The organism is Stenotrophomonas sp. INTA L402-1 (genome assembly GCF_059295135.1).
In genome coordinates this window covers 81,982-96,554 of record NZ_JCAFWP010000015.1, presented here as the reverse complement: position 1 = coordinate 96,554, position 14,573 = coordinate 81,982, and the positions used below count along the sequence as shown (strand labels likewise).

Below are 14,573 nucleotides of genomic sequence, written 5' to 3'. Positions count from 1 at the left end.
AGATGTGTATAAGAGACAGCCAGCGGTCGGCTCTACCAGAAGAAGCACAGCGTTCTGTCGCCCGCCAGCACCGGAGCATCGCCAGCCAGCTTTCGCCAGCCAGCCGCTCCACCGCCCGCCAGCCGACAACGAAAAAGCCGGGGAATGCCCCGGCTTTTTCGTGTCTGGTCTCCGGCAAGGCGTGTCAACCAAGGTTGACATCCACCAGGAGCAAGGCCCCAGCCTTTATTCCACCGATAGCCCTTCCACCTTCTGCCAGCCGCGCGGCAGCAGGTGGCCGCGGGTGGCGCGGGCGCCGAGGTAGGCGTCGAGCTCGTTGAACTTCAGCCCCATCGTGCGCTGCCCACTGCGCACCTGCAGGGTCTGCCCCGGGCTGATGGCCACGATGGCGACCACGCGTTCGGTGGCGAGCTTGGCCTTGGGGATCTCGATGATCTTGTTGCCCTTGCCCTTGTCCAGTTCCGGCAGGTCGTTGGCGGCGATCGCCAGCAGGTTGCCGGAACTGGTGACCGCCACGATGCGGTCGGTGGCGACGTTGGCCACCACCGACGGGGTCAGCACGGTCGAGCCGGCTGACAGGTTCAGCATCGCCTTGCCGGCCTTGTTGCGGCCGATCAGGTTCTCGAAGCGGGTGACGAAGCCGTAGCCGTGGGTGGAGGCCAGCACGAAGCGGGTGTCCGGCTCGGCGCTGGCCAGGGTCACGAAGCTGGTGCCCGCGGCCGGCGAGAAGCGGCCGGTCAGCGGTTCACCGTTGCCACGCGCGGAGGGCAGGGTGTGCACCGGCGTCGAGTAGGCGCGGCCCTCGCTGTCGAGGAACGCGACCTGCTGCGTGCTGCGCGCACGCACCGCGCCCTGCAGCGCGTCGCCGTCGCGGTAGGACAGGGCGGACGCATCGACGTCGTGGCCCTTGGCGGCACGGATCCAGCCCTTCTCCGACAGCACGACGGTCATCGGCTCGCTCGGCACCAGTTCGGTCTCGTCGATGGCCTGCGCGGCCTGGCGCTGCACCAGCGGCGAACGGCGTGCGTCGCCGAACTTCTTGGCATCGGCGGTCAGTTCGTCGCGGATCAGCTTCTTCAGCTTGGTCTTGCTGTCGAGGATGCCGAGGATCTTCTCGCGCTCCTTGGCCAGCTCGTCCTGCTCGCCGCGGATCTTCATCTCTTCCAGGCGCGCCAGCTGCTTCAGCTTGGTTTCCAGGATGTACTCGGCCTGGTCGTCGGACAGGCCGAAGCGCGCGATCAGCGCGGCCTTCGGTTCGTCCTCGGTACGGATGATGTGGATCACCTCGTCCAGGTTGAGGAACGCGACCAGCAGGCCTTCCAACAGGTGCAGGCGGCGCTCGACCTTCTGCAGGCGGTGCTGCAGGCGGCGGGTGACGGTGTTGCTGCGGAAGGTCAGCCATTCGCTGAGCAGCATCTTCAGGTTCTTCACCTGCGGACGGCCGTCCAGCCCGATCACGTTGAGGTTGACGCGGTAGCTGCGTTCCATGTCCGTGGTCGCGAACAGGTGGCCCATCAGCTGCTCGGCGTCGACGCGGTTGGAACGCGGCACCAGCACCACGCGCACCGGGTTGGCGTGGTCGGACTCATCGCGGATGTCTTCCAGCCACGGCAGCTTCTTGGCGCGCATCTGCGCGGCGATCTGCTCGATCACCTTCGACGGCGACACCTGGAACGGCAGCGCGGTGACCACGATGTTGTGTGCTTCCTTGGTGAAGGTCGCACGTGCGCGCACGCTGCCGTTGCCGGTTTCGTAGATGTTCCGCAGATCGTTGGCCGCGGTGATGATCTCGGCGCTGGACGGATAGTCCGGGCCCTGCACGTGCTCGCACAGGTCGCGCACGCTGGCATCGGGGTTGTCCAGCAGGTGCAGCAGTGCGCTGACGATCTCGTTGAGATTGTGCGGCGGCACGTCGGTGGCCATGCCCACGGCGATGCCGGTGGTGCCGTTCAGCAGCAGGTGCGGCAGCCGTGCCGGCATCCAGGTCGGTTCCTGCAGGGTGCCGTCGAAGTTCGGTGCCCAGTCGGTGGTGCCCTGGCCCAGTTCGCCCAGCAGCACTTCGGCAATCGGGGTCAGCTTGGATTCGGTGTAACGCATCGCCGCGAACGACTTCGGGTCGTCGCTGGAGCCGAAGTTGCCCTGGCCCTCGATCAGCGGGTAGCGGTACGAGAACGGCTGTGCCATCAGCACCAGCGCCTCGTAGCACGCGCTGTCGCCATGCGGGTGGTACTTACCGATGACGTCACCGACGGTGCGCGCGGACTTCTTCGGCTTGGACGCGGCATTCAGGCCCAGCTCGCTCATCGAATAGATGATGCGGCGCTGCACCGGCTTCAGGCCGTCGCCGATGAACGGCAGGGCGCGGTCCAGGACCACGTACATCGAGTAGTCGAGGTAGGCGCGTTCGGCGTACTCGCGCAGCGGCAGTTGTTCGAATCCGTGGAACACGGGGCGGGCAAGTTCGGTCATGCGGCGTTGTTACCTGTTGTCGGGAGGCGGCGACGGCGGTCGCCGCTCGCAATCCTGTGATTATCCGGATGCGGCGGGGGATGCCAAGCCGCGCGCAGGGTCCAGCCCGGTTTCCAGGCCGTGTCCGGCCCGTGCCAGGTAGCGCCCCGGTGGCAGCCCGAAGTGGCGGCGGAACACGGTGACAAAGGCGCTGGCGCTGCTGAAGCCCAGCGCGTGGGCGATATCGGCCACGCTGCGGCCGTCGGTCAGCTGGCGCAGGGCTTCGGACAGCCGGGCCTGCTGCCGCCACTGGGCGAAGCTGAGCGTGGTCTCGTCGCGGAAGTGGCGGGTCAGGCTGCGCGGCGACAGTCCGGCCCAGTGCGCCCATTCGGCCAGGCTGCGCTCGTCGGACGGATCGGCCAGCAGCTGCGAGGCGATCTTCAGCAGGCGCCGGTCATGCGGCATCGGCAGGTGCATGCGCTGGCGCGGCGCTGTACGGATCTCGTCCAGCAGCACCTCGATGATGTGCTGGCGCTCGGGCGTGGTGTCGTAGCCCAGCGGCCATTCGCAGATGCGGTCGGCCAGCGCCTGCGCCAGCTTGGACAGGCCCAGTACGCAGGGATCGGCGGGCAGGGTGGCGCAGGCCGGTGCGGCCAGCGCCATGCCCCAGCCACGCAGCGGGCCGTCGAGGGTGACCGTGTGCGGCTCCAGCGGCGGCATCCAGCCGGCCGAGCCTGGCGCCAGTGACCACGTCCCGTGCGAGGTCCGGGTGGTCAGCAGGCCGCGTTCGACGCAGATCAGCTGCGCGCGCTGATGGTGGTGCCAGTCCACTTCACGGACCAGGCCCAAGGGGCTGTCGAAGCGGAAGGCGACAACCGGTGGCCCGTCATTGCGCTCGAACCAATCCAGGGCGTCGTCGCGCAGCAACCGCTTGGGAGGGGGGATTTCTGCCTTGTTCATCATATCCGCTGGCTGAAATGTGTCATCCATTGGCTGAATTGTACTACCGGGCCACCTGGCCAGATCATTAAGGTAGGCGCCTTCGTTGATCCAGCCCGCTGCTGCAACACAGCATTCGATGCCAGATCGAATATTTCCATTGAGAAATATTTTTTTTGGAAGAGAATGCTCCCCCATGATCTGTCCTGCAACCACTCCCCCCAGCTTCGGCCTGCTGCTGCGCCAGGTGCGCGACGGCCTGGTCCGTCAACTCGACGCATCCATGGCTGAAGAAGACCTGGGTATCGGCTTCACCCATTACATCGGGTTGAAGGTGCTTTCCAACATGGCTCCGTGCACGGCCAACGAGCTGGCCCAGGCCATCGACCAGGTGCCCAGTGCGGTGACACGCCTGCTGGACAAGCTGGAGTCGCTGGGCTGCGTCCGCCGCGAACCGCATGCCCAGGACCGGCGTGCGCTGCAGATCGTGCTGACCGATGAAGGCCGCGCACTGTGGGCGCGGCTGAAGCTGCGTGGCGACGCGGTGATGGATTACGCCCTGCGTGATCTTTCCGCCGACGAGCGCACGCAGCTGCTGTCCCTCCTTACCCGAATCCGCGATTCCCTGACGACCCCATGAACCCGATCCCGCAATCCACTCTCCGCCGGTCCGGGCGCGCGCTGCTGGTATCAGCGCTGGCCCTGGCCCTGGCCGCCTGCGCCAGCAGTCGTGGCCTCAACCCGCAGGGCCACGTGCTCGACGTGGACAGCCTGCACAGCGAACGCACCCTGGCCGACACCGACCTGAGCGCCACCGGCTTCCCGGCGCAGGACTGGTGGAAGGCACTGGGCGATGCGCAGCTGGACGCGCTGGTCGCCGAGGGCCTGGCTGGCCACCCGAGCCTGGACGCTGCCGATGCGCGCCTGCGCCAGGCGCAGTCGCAGGTCGGTACCGCGCGTGCCGATCGCCTGCCGAGCCTGTCGGTGTCCGGTGGTTACACCGGTCTGCGCCTGCCCGAGTCGATGGCCGGCAGCGAGATGGGTGGCCATTACGCTGGCAGCAGCCAGGTCGCGTTTGATTTCAGCTATGGCGTGGACCTGTGGGGCGGCAAGCGCGCTGCCTGGGAAGCGGCCGTGGACGGCGCCCATGCCGCCACTGTCGAAGCCCAGGCTGCACGCCTGAACCTGTCCACCGGCATCACCCAGGCCTATGCCGACCTGGCATATGCATGGCAGCTCAATGACGTGGCCGAAGAAGAGCTGGGCCGCTCGCAGAAGTCGCTGGAATTGACCCGCCAGCGCCGCAGCGCCGGCATCGACAGTGATCTGCAGGTGCGCCAGGCCGAGGCCCGCGTGCCCGCCGCGCAGCAGCAGGTGCAGGCCGCGCAGCAGCGCATCGATGCGGCCCGCACCGCGCTGGCCGCGCTGGTCGGCAAGGGTCCAGACCGTGGCCTGTCGATCCAGCGCCCGCAGGCGTTGAATCCGATGGCGCTGCAGCTGCCGGGCGTGCTGCCCAGCGAACTGTTGGGTCGTCGCCCGGACATCGTTGCCGCGCGCTGGCGCGTGGAAGCGGCCGACAAGCAGATCAAGGTCGCCAGGACCAAGTTCTACCCGAGCTTCAACCTGACCGCACTGGCTGGCGTCGTCGCACCGAACGTGGGCGATCTGCTGAAAAGCAGTTCGACCTTCGCCTACATCGGACCGGCGCTGAGCCTGCCGATCTTCGAAGGCGGCAAGCTGCGCGCCAACCTGGCCAACACCGATGCGCAGTACGACCTGGCGGTGGCCAACTACAACCAGACCGTGCTCGATGCACTGCGCGACGTGGCCGACCAGGTCAACGCGGTGCGTTCGCTGGCACAGCAGGCGCATTCGCAGCAGCAGGCGGTGGATACCGCACGTTCGGCCTTCGACCTGGCCCAGCAGCGCTACCGCGCCGGCATCGGCAGCTACCTGGACGTGCTGACCGCGCAGTCCACCCTGCTGCAGTCGCAGCAGCAGCTGGCCGGCCTGCAGTCGCAGCAGGTGCAGACCTCGGTGCGCTTGAGCAAGGCGCTGGGCGGTGGTTTCCAGCCCGCTGACGCCGACCGCGCACCGATCGCCTCCCATTCCGATTCCTCGCATTCCTGAAGACTTCCGCCATGAGCCAGACCCAAGACACTGCGGCCCCGGCCGCCCCCAACCGCCGCGGCAACCTGCTGCGCGGCCTGTTCGTGATCGTCGTGCTGCTGCTTGCCGCACTGGCGCTGTGGTACTTCATGTTCGGCCGTTGGTTCGAAGAGACCGACGACGCCTACGTGCAGGGCAACCAGGTGCAGATCACCCCGCTGGTGGCCGGTACCGTGGTCGCCATCAACGCCGATGACGGCATGCGCGTGGAGCGCGGCCAGCTGCTGGTGCAGCTGGACCCGTCCGACACGTCGGTGGCGCTGCAGCAGGCCGAAGCCAACCTGGCCAAGACCGTGCGCCAGACCCGTGGCCTGTACCGCAGCGTGGAAGGCGCACAGGCAGATTTGAACGCCCGCCAGGTGACCCTGAAGCGCGTGCGCGACGATTTCGCCCGCCGCAAGGATCTGGCCGCCACCGGCGCCATTTCCAATGAAGAACTGGCCCATGCCCGTGACGAGCTGGCCGCTGCCGAAGCCGCCGTGGCCGGTTCGCGCGAGACCGTCGAGCGCAACCGCGCGCTGGTCGACGACACCGTGATCGCCACCCAGCCGGACGTGCAGGCGGCCGCCGCGCAGCTGCGCCAGGCCTTCCTCAACAACGCCCGCGCCGGCATCGTCGCGCCGGTCACCGGTTACGTCGCCCGTCGTTCGGTGCAGGTTGGCCAGCGCGTGCAGCCCGGCACTGCCCTGATGGCGGTGGTGCCGACCGAGCAGATGTGGGTCGAGGCCAACTTCAAGGAAACCCAGCTGCGCCACATGCGCCTGGGCCAGGAAGTGGAGCTGAAGTCGGACCTGTACGCCGGTGACGTGAAGTACAAGGGCCGCATCGACAGCCTGGGCCTGGGCACCGGCTCGGCGTTCTCGCTGCTGCCGGCACAGAACGCCAGCGGCAACTGGATCAAGATCGTGCAGCGCGTGCCGGTGCGTATCGCCATCGATGCCAAGCAGCTGGCCGAACACCCGCTGCGCATCGGCCTGTCGATGAAGGCCGAAGTGAGCCTGCGCGACCAGAAGGGCGAAGTGCTGCCGAGCACCCCGGCCAAGGGCACGGTGTTCGACACCGACGTGTATGCCAAGCAGCTGCATGATGCCGACGAGGTGATCCACACGATCATCCAGGGCAACCTGCCGCAGCAGGCGAAGGTGGGCTGAGGTCGCCATGTCCGCACAAGCTCCAGCCGCGCCCGGTGCTCCGGGCGCCCCGGCGGCGCCGGGTGCGGCCTCCGGGTTCCTGCCGCCCAGCGTCGCCCTGTGCACCGTCGGCCTGGCGATGGCGTCGTTCATGCAGGTGCTCGACACCACCATCGCCAACGTCTCGCTGCCGACCATCGCCGGTAACCTCGGCGCCAGTTCGCAGCAGGCGACCTGGGTCATCACCTCGTTCGCGGTCAGCACAGCCATCGCGCTGCCGCTGACCGGCTGGCTCAGCCGCCGCTTCGGCGAACGCAAGCTGTTCGTCTGGGCCACGCTGGCCTTCGTCATCACCTCGCTGCTGTGCGGCCTGGCGCAGAGCATGGGCATGCTGGTGCTGTCGCGTGCGCTGCAGGGTTTCGTGGCCGGCCCGATGTACCCGATCACGCAGTCGCTGCTGGTCTCGATCTATCCACGGGAGAAACGCGGGCAGGCACTGGCGCTGCTGGCGATGATCACGGTGGTGGCGCCGATCTGCGGCCCGATTCTCGGTGGCTGGATCACCGACAACTACAGCTGGGAATGGATCTTCCTGATCAATGTGCCGCTGGGCATCTTCGCTGCGCTCGTTGTGGGCAACCAGCTGAAGGGGCGCCCGGAGCACATCGAGAAGCCGAAGATGGACTACGTTGGCCTGGTCACCCTGGTGATCGGTGTCGGTGCGCTGCAGCTGGTGCTCGACCTGGGCAACGACGAGGACTGGTTCTCGTCCATGAAGATCGTGGTGCTGGCGTGCGTGGCCGTGGTCACGCTGACGGTGTTCCTGATCTGGGAACTGACCGACAAGGATCCGATCGTCGACCTGAAGCTGTTCCGGCATCGGAACTTCCGCGCCGGTACGCTGGCGATGGTGGTGGCCTACGCGGCGTTCTTCAGCGTGGCGTTGCTGATTCCGCAGTGGTTGCAGCGTGACATGGGCTACACCGCGATCTGGGCGGGCCTGGCGACAGCGCCGATCGGCATCCTGCCGGTGATCATGACCCCGTTCGTGGGCAAGTATGCATCGCGCTTCGACATGCGAATGCTGGCTACGATTGCGTTCATTGTGTTGTCGATGACCAGCTTCCTGCGTTCGAACTTCAACCTGCAGGTGGACTACAACCATGTGGCGGGCGTGCAGCTGATCATGGGCATCGGCGTCGCGCTGTTCTTCATGCCGGTGCTGCAGATCCTGCTGTCGGACCTGGATGGGCGCGAGATCGCGGCGGGCTCAGGCCTGGCCACCTTCCTGCGTACGCTGGGCGGCAGCTTCGCGGCGTCGCTGACGACGTGGCTGTGGGCGCGGCGCACCCAGGTGCACCACGCCGACCTGACCGAGCACATCTCGGTCTATCAGCCGGGCATGCAGGACCAGGTGACAGCGATGGGGCAGGGCGACCTGCAACATGGCGCAGCGGTACTGAACAACATGATCAACCACCAGGCATCGCAGATGGGCTTCAACGACATCTTCTTCCTGCTGGGCTGGATCTTCCTGGCGATCATCGCGTTCCTGTGGCTGGCCAAACCGCCGTTTGGCGCAGGCGCAGGTGCGGCCGCCGGTGGCGGACACTGAAACTCCCTGGAAACACGTGCTGTATTTTGACCCCGCCGCAAGGCGGGGTTTTTGTTTGTGCGCCGCGGGTCGCACGGGCCCTGCCCTTGGGGCCCTGCCGCGGCGCAGGTTCAGCGCGTGCGATAGACGCGCTTGAACTCCACCCGATCGCAGAACAATCGGGAGATGGCCCACATTCCCGCCACAAGTACGGCGCCGCATGTGACCCAGCCAGCAGTGGCCTGCAATCGGCTGCCGACCAGTGCGCCGCAGATGATGGCGGCAACAAAGACCAGCATTACGGCCTCCTTCGATGCGCCGTAGTGGACCTCGGCCTGGCATCCCACGCATACGCGTACGCCATGGTTCGAGCCGGTATGGCAGTGAGGGCAGATGATGCTGCGCTGCATGGGGGCGTCCTTTGGGGAAGGGGGGGGCGCTGGTCAGGTCGTGGCGATACACCTGCAACCGGCTTCTGTAAATCTGCCTTCCACCGAAAAGGAATCGGGTAAATCTCGACTAGGAAAAGTACGAATTGAACGGCTAACGTGAAATGCGCCCCAAAAAGGGGGCCGTTCAAGGCGTGGTAACGACGCGCCGGGAGGCGGTATGCCGCAGCAGGCGACTGTCGGGTGGTGCGAGATACGACAGTTCCAGCGGTAGATGCGATGCCAGGCTCGCCAAACCCTGGAAACGAAAAAACCCGCTTTCGCGGGTTTGATCATCTTGAGTCGTGGTGCCCAGGAGAGGACTCGAACCTCCACGGTTTTACCCGCTAGTACCTGAAACTAGTGCGTCTACCAATTCCGCCACCTGGGCGACTCAGGAGATGAATTATGGGGAGCGACAGAAGATGTGTCAACAACATTTCACACCTTTTTCTGCGGCTGCACGCCCAGGTGAAGCAGCAGGCTGCGCATTGCCGATGACAACTGCGCCCATTCGGCAAAACAGGCGCACAGGCGGCGCTGTGCCCACGCATCGGCGAGCGGTACGGCGACGGTGTGCGTACCGCGCCGATGCTGGCGGGCGATGGTCCGCGGCACGATGCCGACACCAATGCCGTGGCCGACCATGATGCACACACCTTCGAAGGTCTTCATGCGGATGCGCACGTCCAGGCGGCGCCCGATGTCGCGCGCCTGGTCCTCGATGTAGGTCTGCAGTGCATTGCCATCGGCCAGGGCAACGAAGGTCTCGCCGGCTACCTCGGTGAAGGCCACGCTGCGCCGCGAGGCGAATCGGTGGTTTGCGGGCAGCAGCATTACCAGCGGATCTTCGGCGACCACATGCTGCTGCAGACCGGCAGCGTCGACGGCATCGCTGATGATGCCCGCCTCGGCCTGGCCAGCACTGATCGCACGCACGACTTCAGGGCTGGTGCGCTCCAGCAGTTCCACGTGCAGGCGCGGGCGTTCGGCCAGCCACGGTGCCAGCCGAGAGGGCAGGTAGTTGGTCAGCGCTGCGGTGTTGGCATACAGATGCAGGGTGCCGCGCGCACCGTGCGCGAACGCCTGCAGTTCACCGCGCAGCTGTGCCTGCTGCTGCAGGATCAAGCGTGCATGGTGGGCGAGCGCGGCACCGGCTTCGGTCAGGCTGACGCCGCGTGGGTGCCGGTTCAACAGCGGGGTACCGGCATCGGCTTCGATCGTGCGCAGGCGCTCACTGGCTGAGCCCAGTGCCAGGTTTGCCTGCGCGGCACCGGCCGTGATGCTGCCCGCCTCGGCAATGGCCAGGAACAGGCGCAGGTCGGCGATATCCATCCGCATGTGATGCCCTCATCGCAACGCCTGCGCCTTCGGATCAGCCGAAGGCGAGGCCGGGAAGACCGCATTGTGCGCCGAGCGGCCGGCCGATCCAATGAAGGCATGAATGAATCGATGTACTTCTACGTGCTGCTGGTGGTGGTGTTCGTGCTGGCCGGTGTGGTCAAGGGCGTGACCGGCATGGGGTTGCCGACAGTGGCGATGGGTCTGCTCGGTGGCGCGCTGTCGCCGGTGGCGGCGGCATCGATGCTGTTCATCCCCACCTTCGTCACCAATGCGTGGCAGCTGTTGTCCGGGCCATCGCTGGGCCACATCGTGCGGCGCCTGTGGCCGATGATGCTGGCCGTGGTGGTGGTGACGCTGGGTTCGGCGGCGCTGCTGGTGCGGGTCGATCGCACCTGGTCGCGTGTTGCGCTGGGCGTTGCGCTGGTGGTTTATGCGGCCTATGCCCTGCTTGCGCCGGTGTTCCGCGTGCCGCAGCGGCGCGAGCGATGGCTGGGGCCGCTGGTGGGGGCGTTGTCGGGTGTGGTGACCGGCGCCACCGGCGTGTTCGTGATGCCGGCGGTGCCGTACCTGCAGTCGCTGGGGTTGCAGCGCGAGGAGCTGGTGCAGGCGCTGGGACTGGCGTTCACTGTGTCGACGATTTCGCTGACCACTGGCCTGGTGCTGCACGGCGCATTCGGCATCCAGCAGCTGGGGCTGAGTACGCTGGCGGTGCTGCCGGCATTGCTGGGCATGTGGCTGGGGCAGGTGATCCGGCAGCACATCAGTGCGCGGGTGTTCCGCGCCTGCTTCCTGGGTTTCCTGCTGCTGCTCGGGCTGGAGCTGGTGCTGCGGCCGCTGTTGTGATGCCGGCCGCCGGTCGCCGGTCGCGGCGATGCCGAATCACGGGCATGAAAAAACCCGCTTTCGCGGGTTTTTCTCATTCTCGACGTGGTGCCCAGGAGAGGACTCGAACCTCCACGGTTTTACCCGCTAGTACCTGAAACTAGTGCGTCTACCAATTCCGCCACCTGGGCGTCGAGGAGCGAGATTATGGGGTGTTGTTACGGGGGTGTCAACACCCTTGTGAAGATCATTGCCGATACCGGGTCGGAGTTCCGTCCTGCAGGAGTAAGAGTCGAGCCTCAGGGCCGGATTACAGGCAAAAAAAATCCCCGCCGAAGCGAGGAGATTTTTCGTTGGTGCCCAGGAGAGGACTCGAACCTCCACGGTTTTACCCGCTAGTACCTGAAACTAGTGCGTCTACCAATTCCGCCACCTGGGCGTTCCAGAGGCGCAATTGTGAAGATGAATCCGCAGGCTGTCAACGACTTCCTGAATATTTTTCATGCAAGGCCTTCAAGACAGCCGCTGACCCGTTCTGCACGCCGTCAGCGGCTACCATGTAGGGCGATGACTACCAAAAAACCAAGCAAGGGCGGGAGCACCTCCCGCAGCCAGGCCCCGAAGAAGGGCGCCAAGGCGGGCACGGCCCGCACCACCAAGCCGGGCAAGCCGTTGCCGGGCTGGTTCCCCGAATTGAATGAAGGCGGCGCACCACCGCGTGGTCGCAAGGTCCGCAGCGCCGATGCCGCCGCTCCGGGCCCGGCCCCGGGCCGCAAGCTGCCGCCGACCGGCAAGGTGATCGACGATCCCTATGCCGCCCGCGAAGCCGAGAAGTACGAACAGCCCATCGCCAGCCGCGAGGCCATCCTGGCCCTGCTGGAACGCTGCGAAGGGCCGCAGACCGCCGAGGAACTGGGCGCGCGCCTGGGCCTGACCGCGCCGGACCGGGCCGAGGCGCTGTCGCGCCGGCTTGGCGCCATGGTCCGCGACGGCCAGCTGGTGCAGAACCGTCGCGGCGGTTTCGCCCCGATCCAGACCCTGAACCTGGTCACCGGCGTGGTGATCGCCAACCCGGAAGGGTTCGGTTTCCTGCGCCCGGTCGAGGGCGGTGACGACCTGTTCCTGCCGCCGTATGAAATGCGCAAGGTCATGCACGGCGACAAGGTGCTGGCCCGTGTGACCGGCATCGACCATCGTGGCCGTCGCGAAGGCAGCATCGCCCGCGTGCTCGAGCGCGGCATGACCCGCCTGATCGGCCGCTTCAGCATCGAGATGGGCATCAACTACGTGGTGCCCGACGACAAGCGCGTGCAGCGCAACGTGCAGGTGCCGCCGGACCAGACCGGTGGTGCGCGCGATGGCCAGCTGGTGGTCTGTGAACTGACCCAGGCGCCGGACAGCCGCCGCCCGCCGATCGGCCGCATCATCGCCGTGCTCGGCGACAAGCTGACCGCCTCGCTGGTGGTGGAGACCGCCATCCACGGCCACGAGCTGCCGTTCGAGTTCCCGCAGGAGGTGCTGGACGAAGCGGCCTCGGTGCCGCTGGTGGTCGAGCCGGCGATGATCGGCGACCGCGTCGACCTGCGCAGCACGCCGCTGGTCACCATCGATGGCGAGGATGCCAAGGACTTCGACGACGCGGTGTACTGCGAGCCGAATGCCGAGGGTTTCCGCCTGGTGGTGGCGATCGCCGATGTCTCGAACTACGTGCGCCCCGGCACGCCGCTGGATGAGGAGGCGCAGAAGCGCGCCACCTCGGTGTACTTCCCGGGCTTCGTGGTGCCGATGCTGCCGGAGACGCTGTCCAACGGTATCTGCTCGCTGATGCCGAAGGTCGACCGCATGTGCTTTGTCTGCGACATGCAGATCGACCGCGACGGCCTGGTCACGCATTCGCGCTTCTACGAGGCGGTGATGAACTCGCACGCGCGCCTGACCTACACCCAGGTGTGGAAGGCGGTGGGCGAGGACGATGCCGATACCAAGGCCTGGATGGGCGACCTGCTGCCGCAGGTGCAGCGCCTGCACCAGCTGTACAAGGTGCTGTCCAAGGCACGTGCCAAGCGCGGCGCCATCGAGTTCGAAAGCAGCGAAGTGCGCTTCGTGCTGGACAACCGCGGTGAAGTCACCCAGGCCGGCATGCTGGTGCGCAATGACGCGCACAAGCTGATCGAGGAATGCATGATCGCGGCCAACGTCGAGGCGGCCAGGTACCTGCTGTCGCGCCATGTGCCGGCCCCGTACCGCATCCACGAGAAGCCGCCGGAAACCAAGTACGCCGACCTGCTGGAATTCCTCAAGGAGTTCAAGCTGAGCCTGCCGCCGTGGTCCAAGGTGCGTCCGGGCGATTACACCAAGCTGCTGAAGAAGATCCGTGACCGTCCTGATGCCACGTTGCTGGAATCGGTGCTGCTGCGCAGCCAGAGTTTGGCGATCTACAGCCCGGAAAACCACGGTCACTTCGGCCTGGCGCTGGAGGCGTACGCGCACTTCACCTCGCCGATCCGTCGCTACCCTGACCTGCTGGTGCACCGCGCGATCAAGCACGCGCTGTCCGGCAAGCCGCTGGACAAGTTCACCTACAACGCACGCGAAATGGCTGCGCTGGCGCTGCAGTGCTCCGAGCGTGAGCGCCGTGCCGATGAGGCCGAGCGCGAGGTCGACGAGCGCTACCGCGCCGCGTGGATGGAAAAGCACGTAGGCGGGCAGTTCGACGGTGTGATCAGTGGCGTGACCAGCTTCGGCCTGTTCGTGGAGCTGGACGAGTCGAAGGTGCAGGGCCTGGTCCATGTGACCCAGCTGCCGCAGGACTATTACAAGTTCGACGCGACCCGCAAGACGCTGACCGGCGAACGCCGTGGCAGCAGCTACCGGCTGGGTGATCGCGTGCGCATCCTGGTGCTGAAGGCCAGCATGGAAGAGCGCAAGATCGACTTCCGCCTGGTCGAGCACAAGGGTGAGGATGAAGGCGATGGCCTGCCGCCGCTGCCCGAGCGTGGCAAGCCGGCCAAGCGCACCAAGAAGCAGTATTGAAAGGTGTGCCGACCAACGGTCGGCACCCACCTCACCCGGTCGGCACCCGCCTCACCCGGTAGGTGCCAACCGTTGGTTGGCACGACGTTTCGGAGGAACTCACAATGCAGGGCCAACCCGAATACAGCGGCGGCTGCCAGTGCGGCGCGATCCGCTTCCAGGCGCGAGGCGAGCTGACCGACAGCTCGATCTGCCATTGCCGGATGTGCCAGAAGGCCTTCGGTGCCTACTATGCGCCGCTGGTGTCGGTGCGCGGCGTGCAGTTCAACTGGACCCGCGGCCAGCCGCGCTATTTCCAGTCGTCCAACGTGGTGCGGCGTGGCTTCTGCGCCGACTGCGGTACCCCGTTGACCTATGAAGCCCCCGACGGCGTGGCCGTGGCCGCTGGTGCCTTTGACCAACCCGAACGCCTGCCACCGACCATCCAGTACGGAGTCGAACGCAAGCTGCCCTTCGTCGACAGCCTGGCCAGCCTGCCGGCGCGGCGCACCGAGGAGGACATCGCGGCGCTGGATTTCCTGGCCACCATCGTGTCCCATCAGCACCCCGACCACGACACCCCGCACTGGCCACCGCGCAGCCGCTCCGCCGAAGGCTGAGCGGACACCCTGCACTGGCCACCGCGCAGCCGCTCCGCCGAAGGCTGAGCGGCGGGTAGCGCCGGGC

At 66.5% G+C, this 14,573-nt stretch carries 11 protein-coding genes and 3 tRNA genes; 7 read left to right on the top strand and 7 right to left on the bottom strand.

What is annotated here, in order from left to right; genetic code table 11:
* Positions 1–225: 225 nt before the first annotated feature.
* Together parC and AC5O77_RS10895 are read right to left on the bottom strand one after the other, a co-directional pair.
* Entirely contained in the window at positions 226–2,469 is a 2,244-nt protein-coding gene (gene parC / locus AC5O77_RS10900; protein ID WP_478057901.1) for a DNA topoisomerase IV subunit A, read from the bottom strand.
* Between the two features lie 60 nt (positions 2,470–2,529).
* On the bottom strand, positions 2,530–3,411 hold the full coding sequence (locus AC5O77_RS10895) for a helix-turn-helix domain-containing protein (protein ID WP_049399506.1): 882 nt from the start codon (positions 3,409–3,411) through the stop codon (positions 2,530–2,532).
* A gap of 172 nt (positions 3,412–3,583) precedes the next feature.
* Between AC5O77_RS10895 and emrR the strand changes: the two genes are divergently transcribed.
* From emrR to emrB, 4 genes are read left to right on the top strand one after another with little or no spacing between them, the layout of a single operon-like run.
* Positions 3,584–4,027 (top strand): multidrug efflux system transcriptional regulator EmrR, encoded by a 444-nt coding sequence (emrR, locus tag AC5O77_RS10890; protein WP_032127923.1) that lies wholly within the window; start codon positions 3,584–3,586, stop codon positions 4,025–4,027.
* Positions 4,024–5,517, top strand: a complete 1,494-nt coding sequence (gene emrC, locus AC5O77_RS10885) for a multidrug efflux transporter outer membrane subunit EmrC (RefSeq protein WP_478057902.1) — start codon at positions 4,024–4,026, stop codon at positions 5,515–5,517. The genes emrR and emrC overlap by 4 nt, the downstream gene beginning before the upstream one ends.
* 11 nt (positions 5,518–5,528) lie before the next feature.
* On the top strand, positions 5,529–6,707 hold the full coding sequence (emrA, locus tag AC5O77_RS10880) for a multidrug efflux MFS transporter periplasmic adaptor subunit EmrA (RefSeq protein WP_478057903.1): 1,179 nt from the start codon (positions 5,529–5,531) through the stop codon (positions 6,705–6,707).
* Between the two features lie 7 nt (positions 6,708–6,714).
* The gene (gene emrB / locus AC5O77_RS10875) at positions 6,715–8,301 is read left to right on the top strand and encodes a multidrug efflux MFS transporter permease subunit EmrB (RefSeq protein ID WP_032127920.1); all 1,587 of its coding nucleotides are present in this window, start codon (positions 6,715–6,717) and stop codon (positions 8,299–8,301) included.
* A 110-nt stretch (positions 8,302–8,411) separates the two neighbouring features.
* Here emrB and AC5O77_RS10870 read toward each other — a convergent pair whose 3' ends face one another.
* From AC5O77_RS10870 to AC5O77_RS10860, 3 genes are all read right to left on the bottom strand, one after another.
* Complete coding sequence (locus AC5O77_RS10870; RefSeq protein WP_197614903.1) at positions 8,412–8,690, bottom strand: hypothetical protein; 279 nt, start codon at positions 8,688–8,690, stop codon at positions 8,412–8,414.
* A 324-nt stretch (positions 8,691–9,014) separates the two neighbouring features.
* Positions 9,015–9,099, bottom strand: a tRNA-Leu gene (locus AC5O77_RS10865).
* 50 nt (positions 9,100–9,149) lie between these two features.
* Entirely contained in the window at positions 9,150–10,049 is a 900-nt protein-coding gene (locus AC5O77_RS10860) for a LysR family transcriptional regulator (protein WP_317216883.1), read from the bottom strand.
* 99 nt (positions 10,050–10,148) lie between these two features.
* Here AC5O77_RS10860 and AC5O77_RS10855 point away from each other — a divergent pair, with 99 nt between their 5' ends.
* On the top strand, positions 10,149–10,895 hold the full coding sequence (locus tag AC5O77_RS10855) for a sulfite exporter TauE/SafE family protein (protein ID WP_317216882.1): 747 nt from the start codon (positions 10,149–10,151) through the stop codon (positions 10,893–10,895).
* Positions 10,896–10,980: 85 nt separating this feature from the next.
* Here the strand turns inward: AC5O77_RS10855 and AC5O77_RS10850 are convergent.
* Both AC5O77_RS10850 and AC5O77_RS10845 read right to left on the bottom strand, forming a co-directional pair.
* Positions 10,981–11,065, bottom strand: a tRNA-Leu gene (locus tag AC5O77_RS10850).
* Positions 11,066–11,228: 163 nt separating this feature from the next.
* Positions 11,229–11,313: transfer RNA gene (locus tag AC5O77_RS10845), tRNA-Leu, on the bottom strand.
* A 128-nt stretch (positions 11,314–11,441) separates the two neighbouring features.
* Here AC5O77_RS10845 and rnr point away from each other — a divergent pair.
* Together rnr and AC5O77_RS10835 are read left to right on the top strand one after the other, a co-directional pair.
* The gene (gene rnr, locus AC5O77_RS10840; protein ID WP_032127913.1) at positions 11,442–13,907 is read left to right on the top strand and encodes a ribonuclease R; all 2,466 of its coding nucleotides are present in this window, start codon (positions 11,442–11,444) and stop codon (positions 13,905–13,907) included.
* A 104-nt stretch (positions 13,908–14,011) separates the two neighbouring features.
* Positions 14,012–14,506: a GFA family protein gene (locus tag AC5O77_RS10835; RefSeq protein WP_317216881.1), complete on the top strand. Its 495-nt coding sequence runs from the start codon at positions 14,012–14,014 to the stop codon at positions 14,504–14,506.
* Positions 14,507–14,573 lie beyond the last annotated feature (67 nt).

Excerpts from the sequence above, each read along its gene's own strand:
- parC (WP_478057901.1), bottom strand. The coding sequence starts at position 2,469 with ATGACCGAACTTGCCCGCCCCGTGTTCCACGGATTCGAACAACTGCCG.
- AC5O77_RS10835 (WP_317216881.1), top strand. The coding sequence starts at position 14,012 with ATGCAGGGCCAACCCGAATACAGCGGCGGCTGCCAGTGCGGCGCGATC.
- AC5O77_RS10855 (WP_317216882.1), top strand. The coding sequence starts at position 10,149 with ATGAATGAATCGATGTACTTCTACGTGCTGCTGGTGGTGGTGTTCGTG.
- rnr (WP_032127913.1), top strand. The coding sequence starts at position 11,442 with ATGACTACCAAAAAACCAAGCAAGGGCGGGAGCACCTCCCGCAGCCAG.
- AC5O77_RS10895 (WP_049399506.1), bottom strand. The coding sequence starts at position 3,411 with ATGATGAACAAGGCAGAAATCCCCCCTCCCAAGCGGTTGCTGCGCGAC.
- AC5O77_RS10870 (WP_197614903.1), bottom strand. The coding sequence starts at position 8,690 with ATGCAGCGCAGCATCATCTGCCCTCACTGCCATACCGGCTCGAACCAT.
- emrA (WP_478057903.1), top strand. The coding sequence starts at position 5,529 with ATGAGCCAGACCCAAGACACTGCGGCCCCGGCCGCCCCCAACCGCCGC.
- emrB (WP_032127920.1), top strand. The coding sequence starts at position 6,715 with ATGTCCGCACAAGCTCCAGCCGCGCCCGGTGCTCCGGGCGCCCCGGCG.
- AC5O77_RS10860 (WP_317216883.1), bottom strand. The coding sequence starts at position 10,049 with ATGCGGATGGATATCGCCGACCTGCGCCTGTTCCTGGCCATTGCCGAG.
- emrR (WP_032127923.1), top strand. The coding sequence starts at position 3,584 with ATGATCTGTCCTGCAACCACTCCCCCCAGCTTCGGCCTGCTGCTGCGC.
- emrC (WP_478057902.1), top strand. The coding sequence starts at position 4,024 with ATGAACCCGATCCCGCAATCCACTCTCCGCCGGTCCGGGCGCGCGCTG.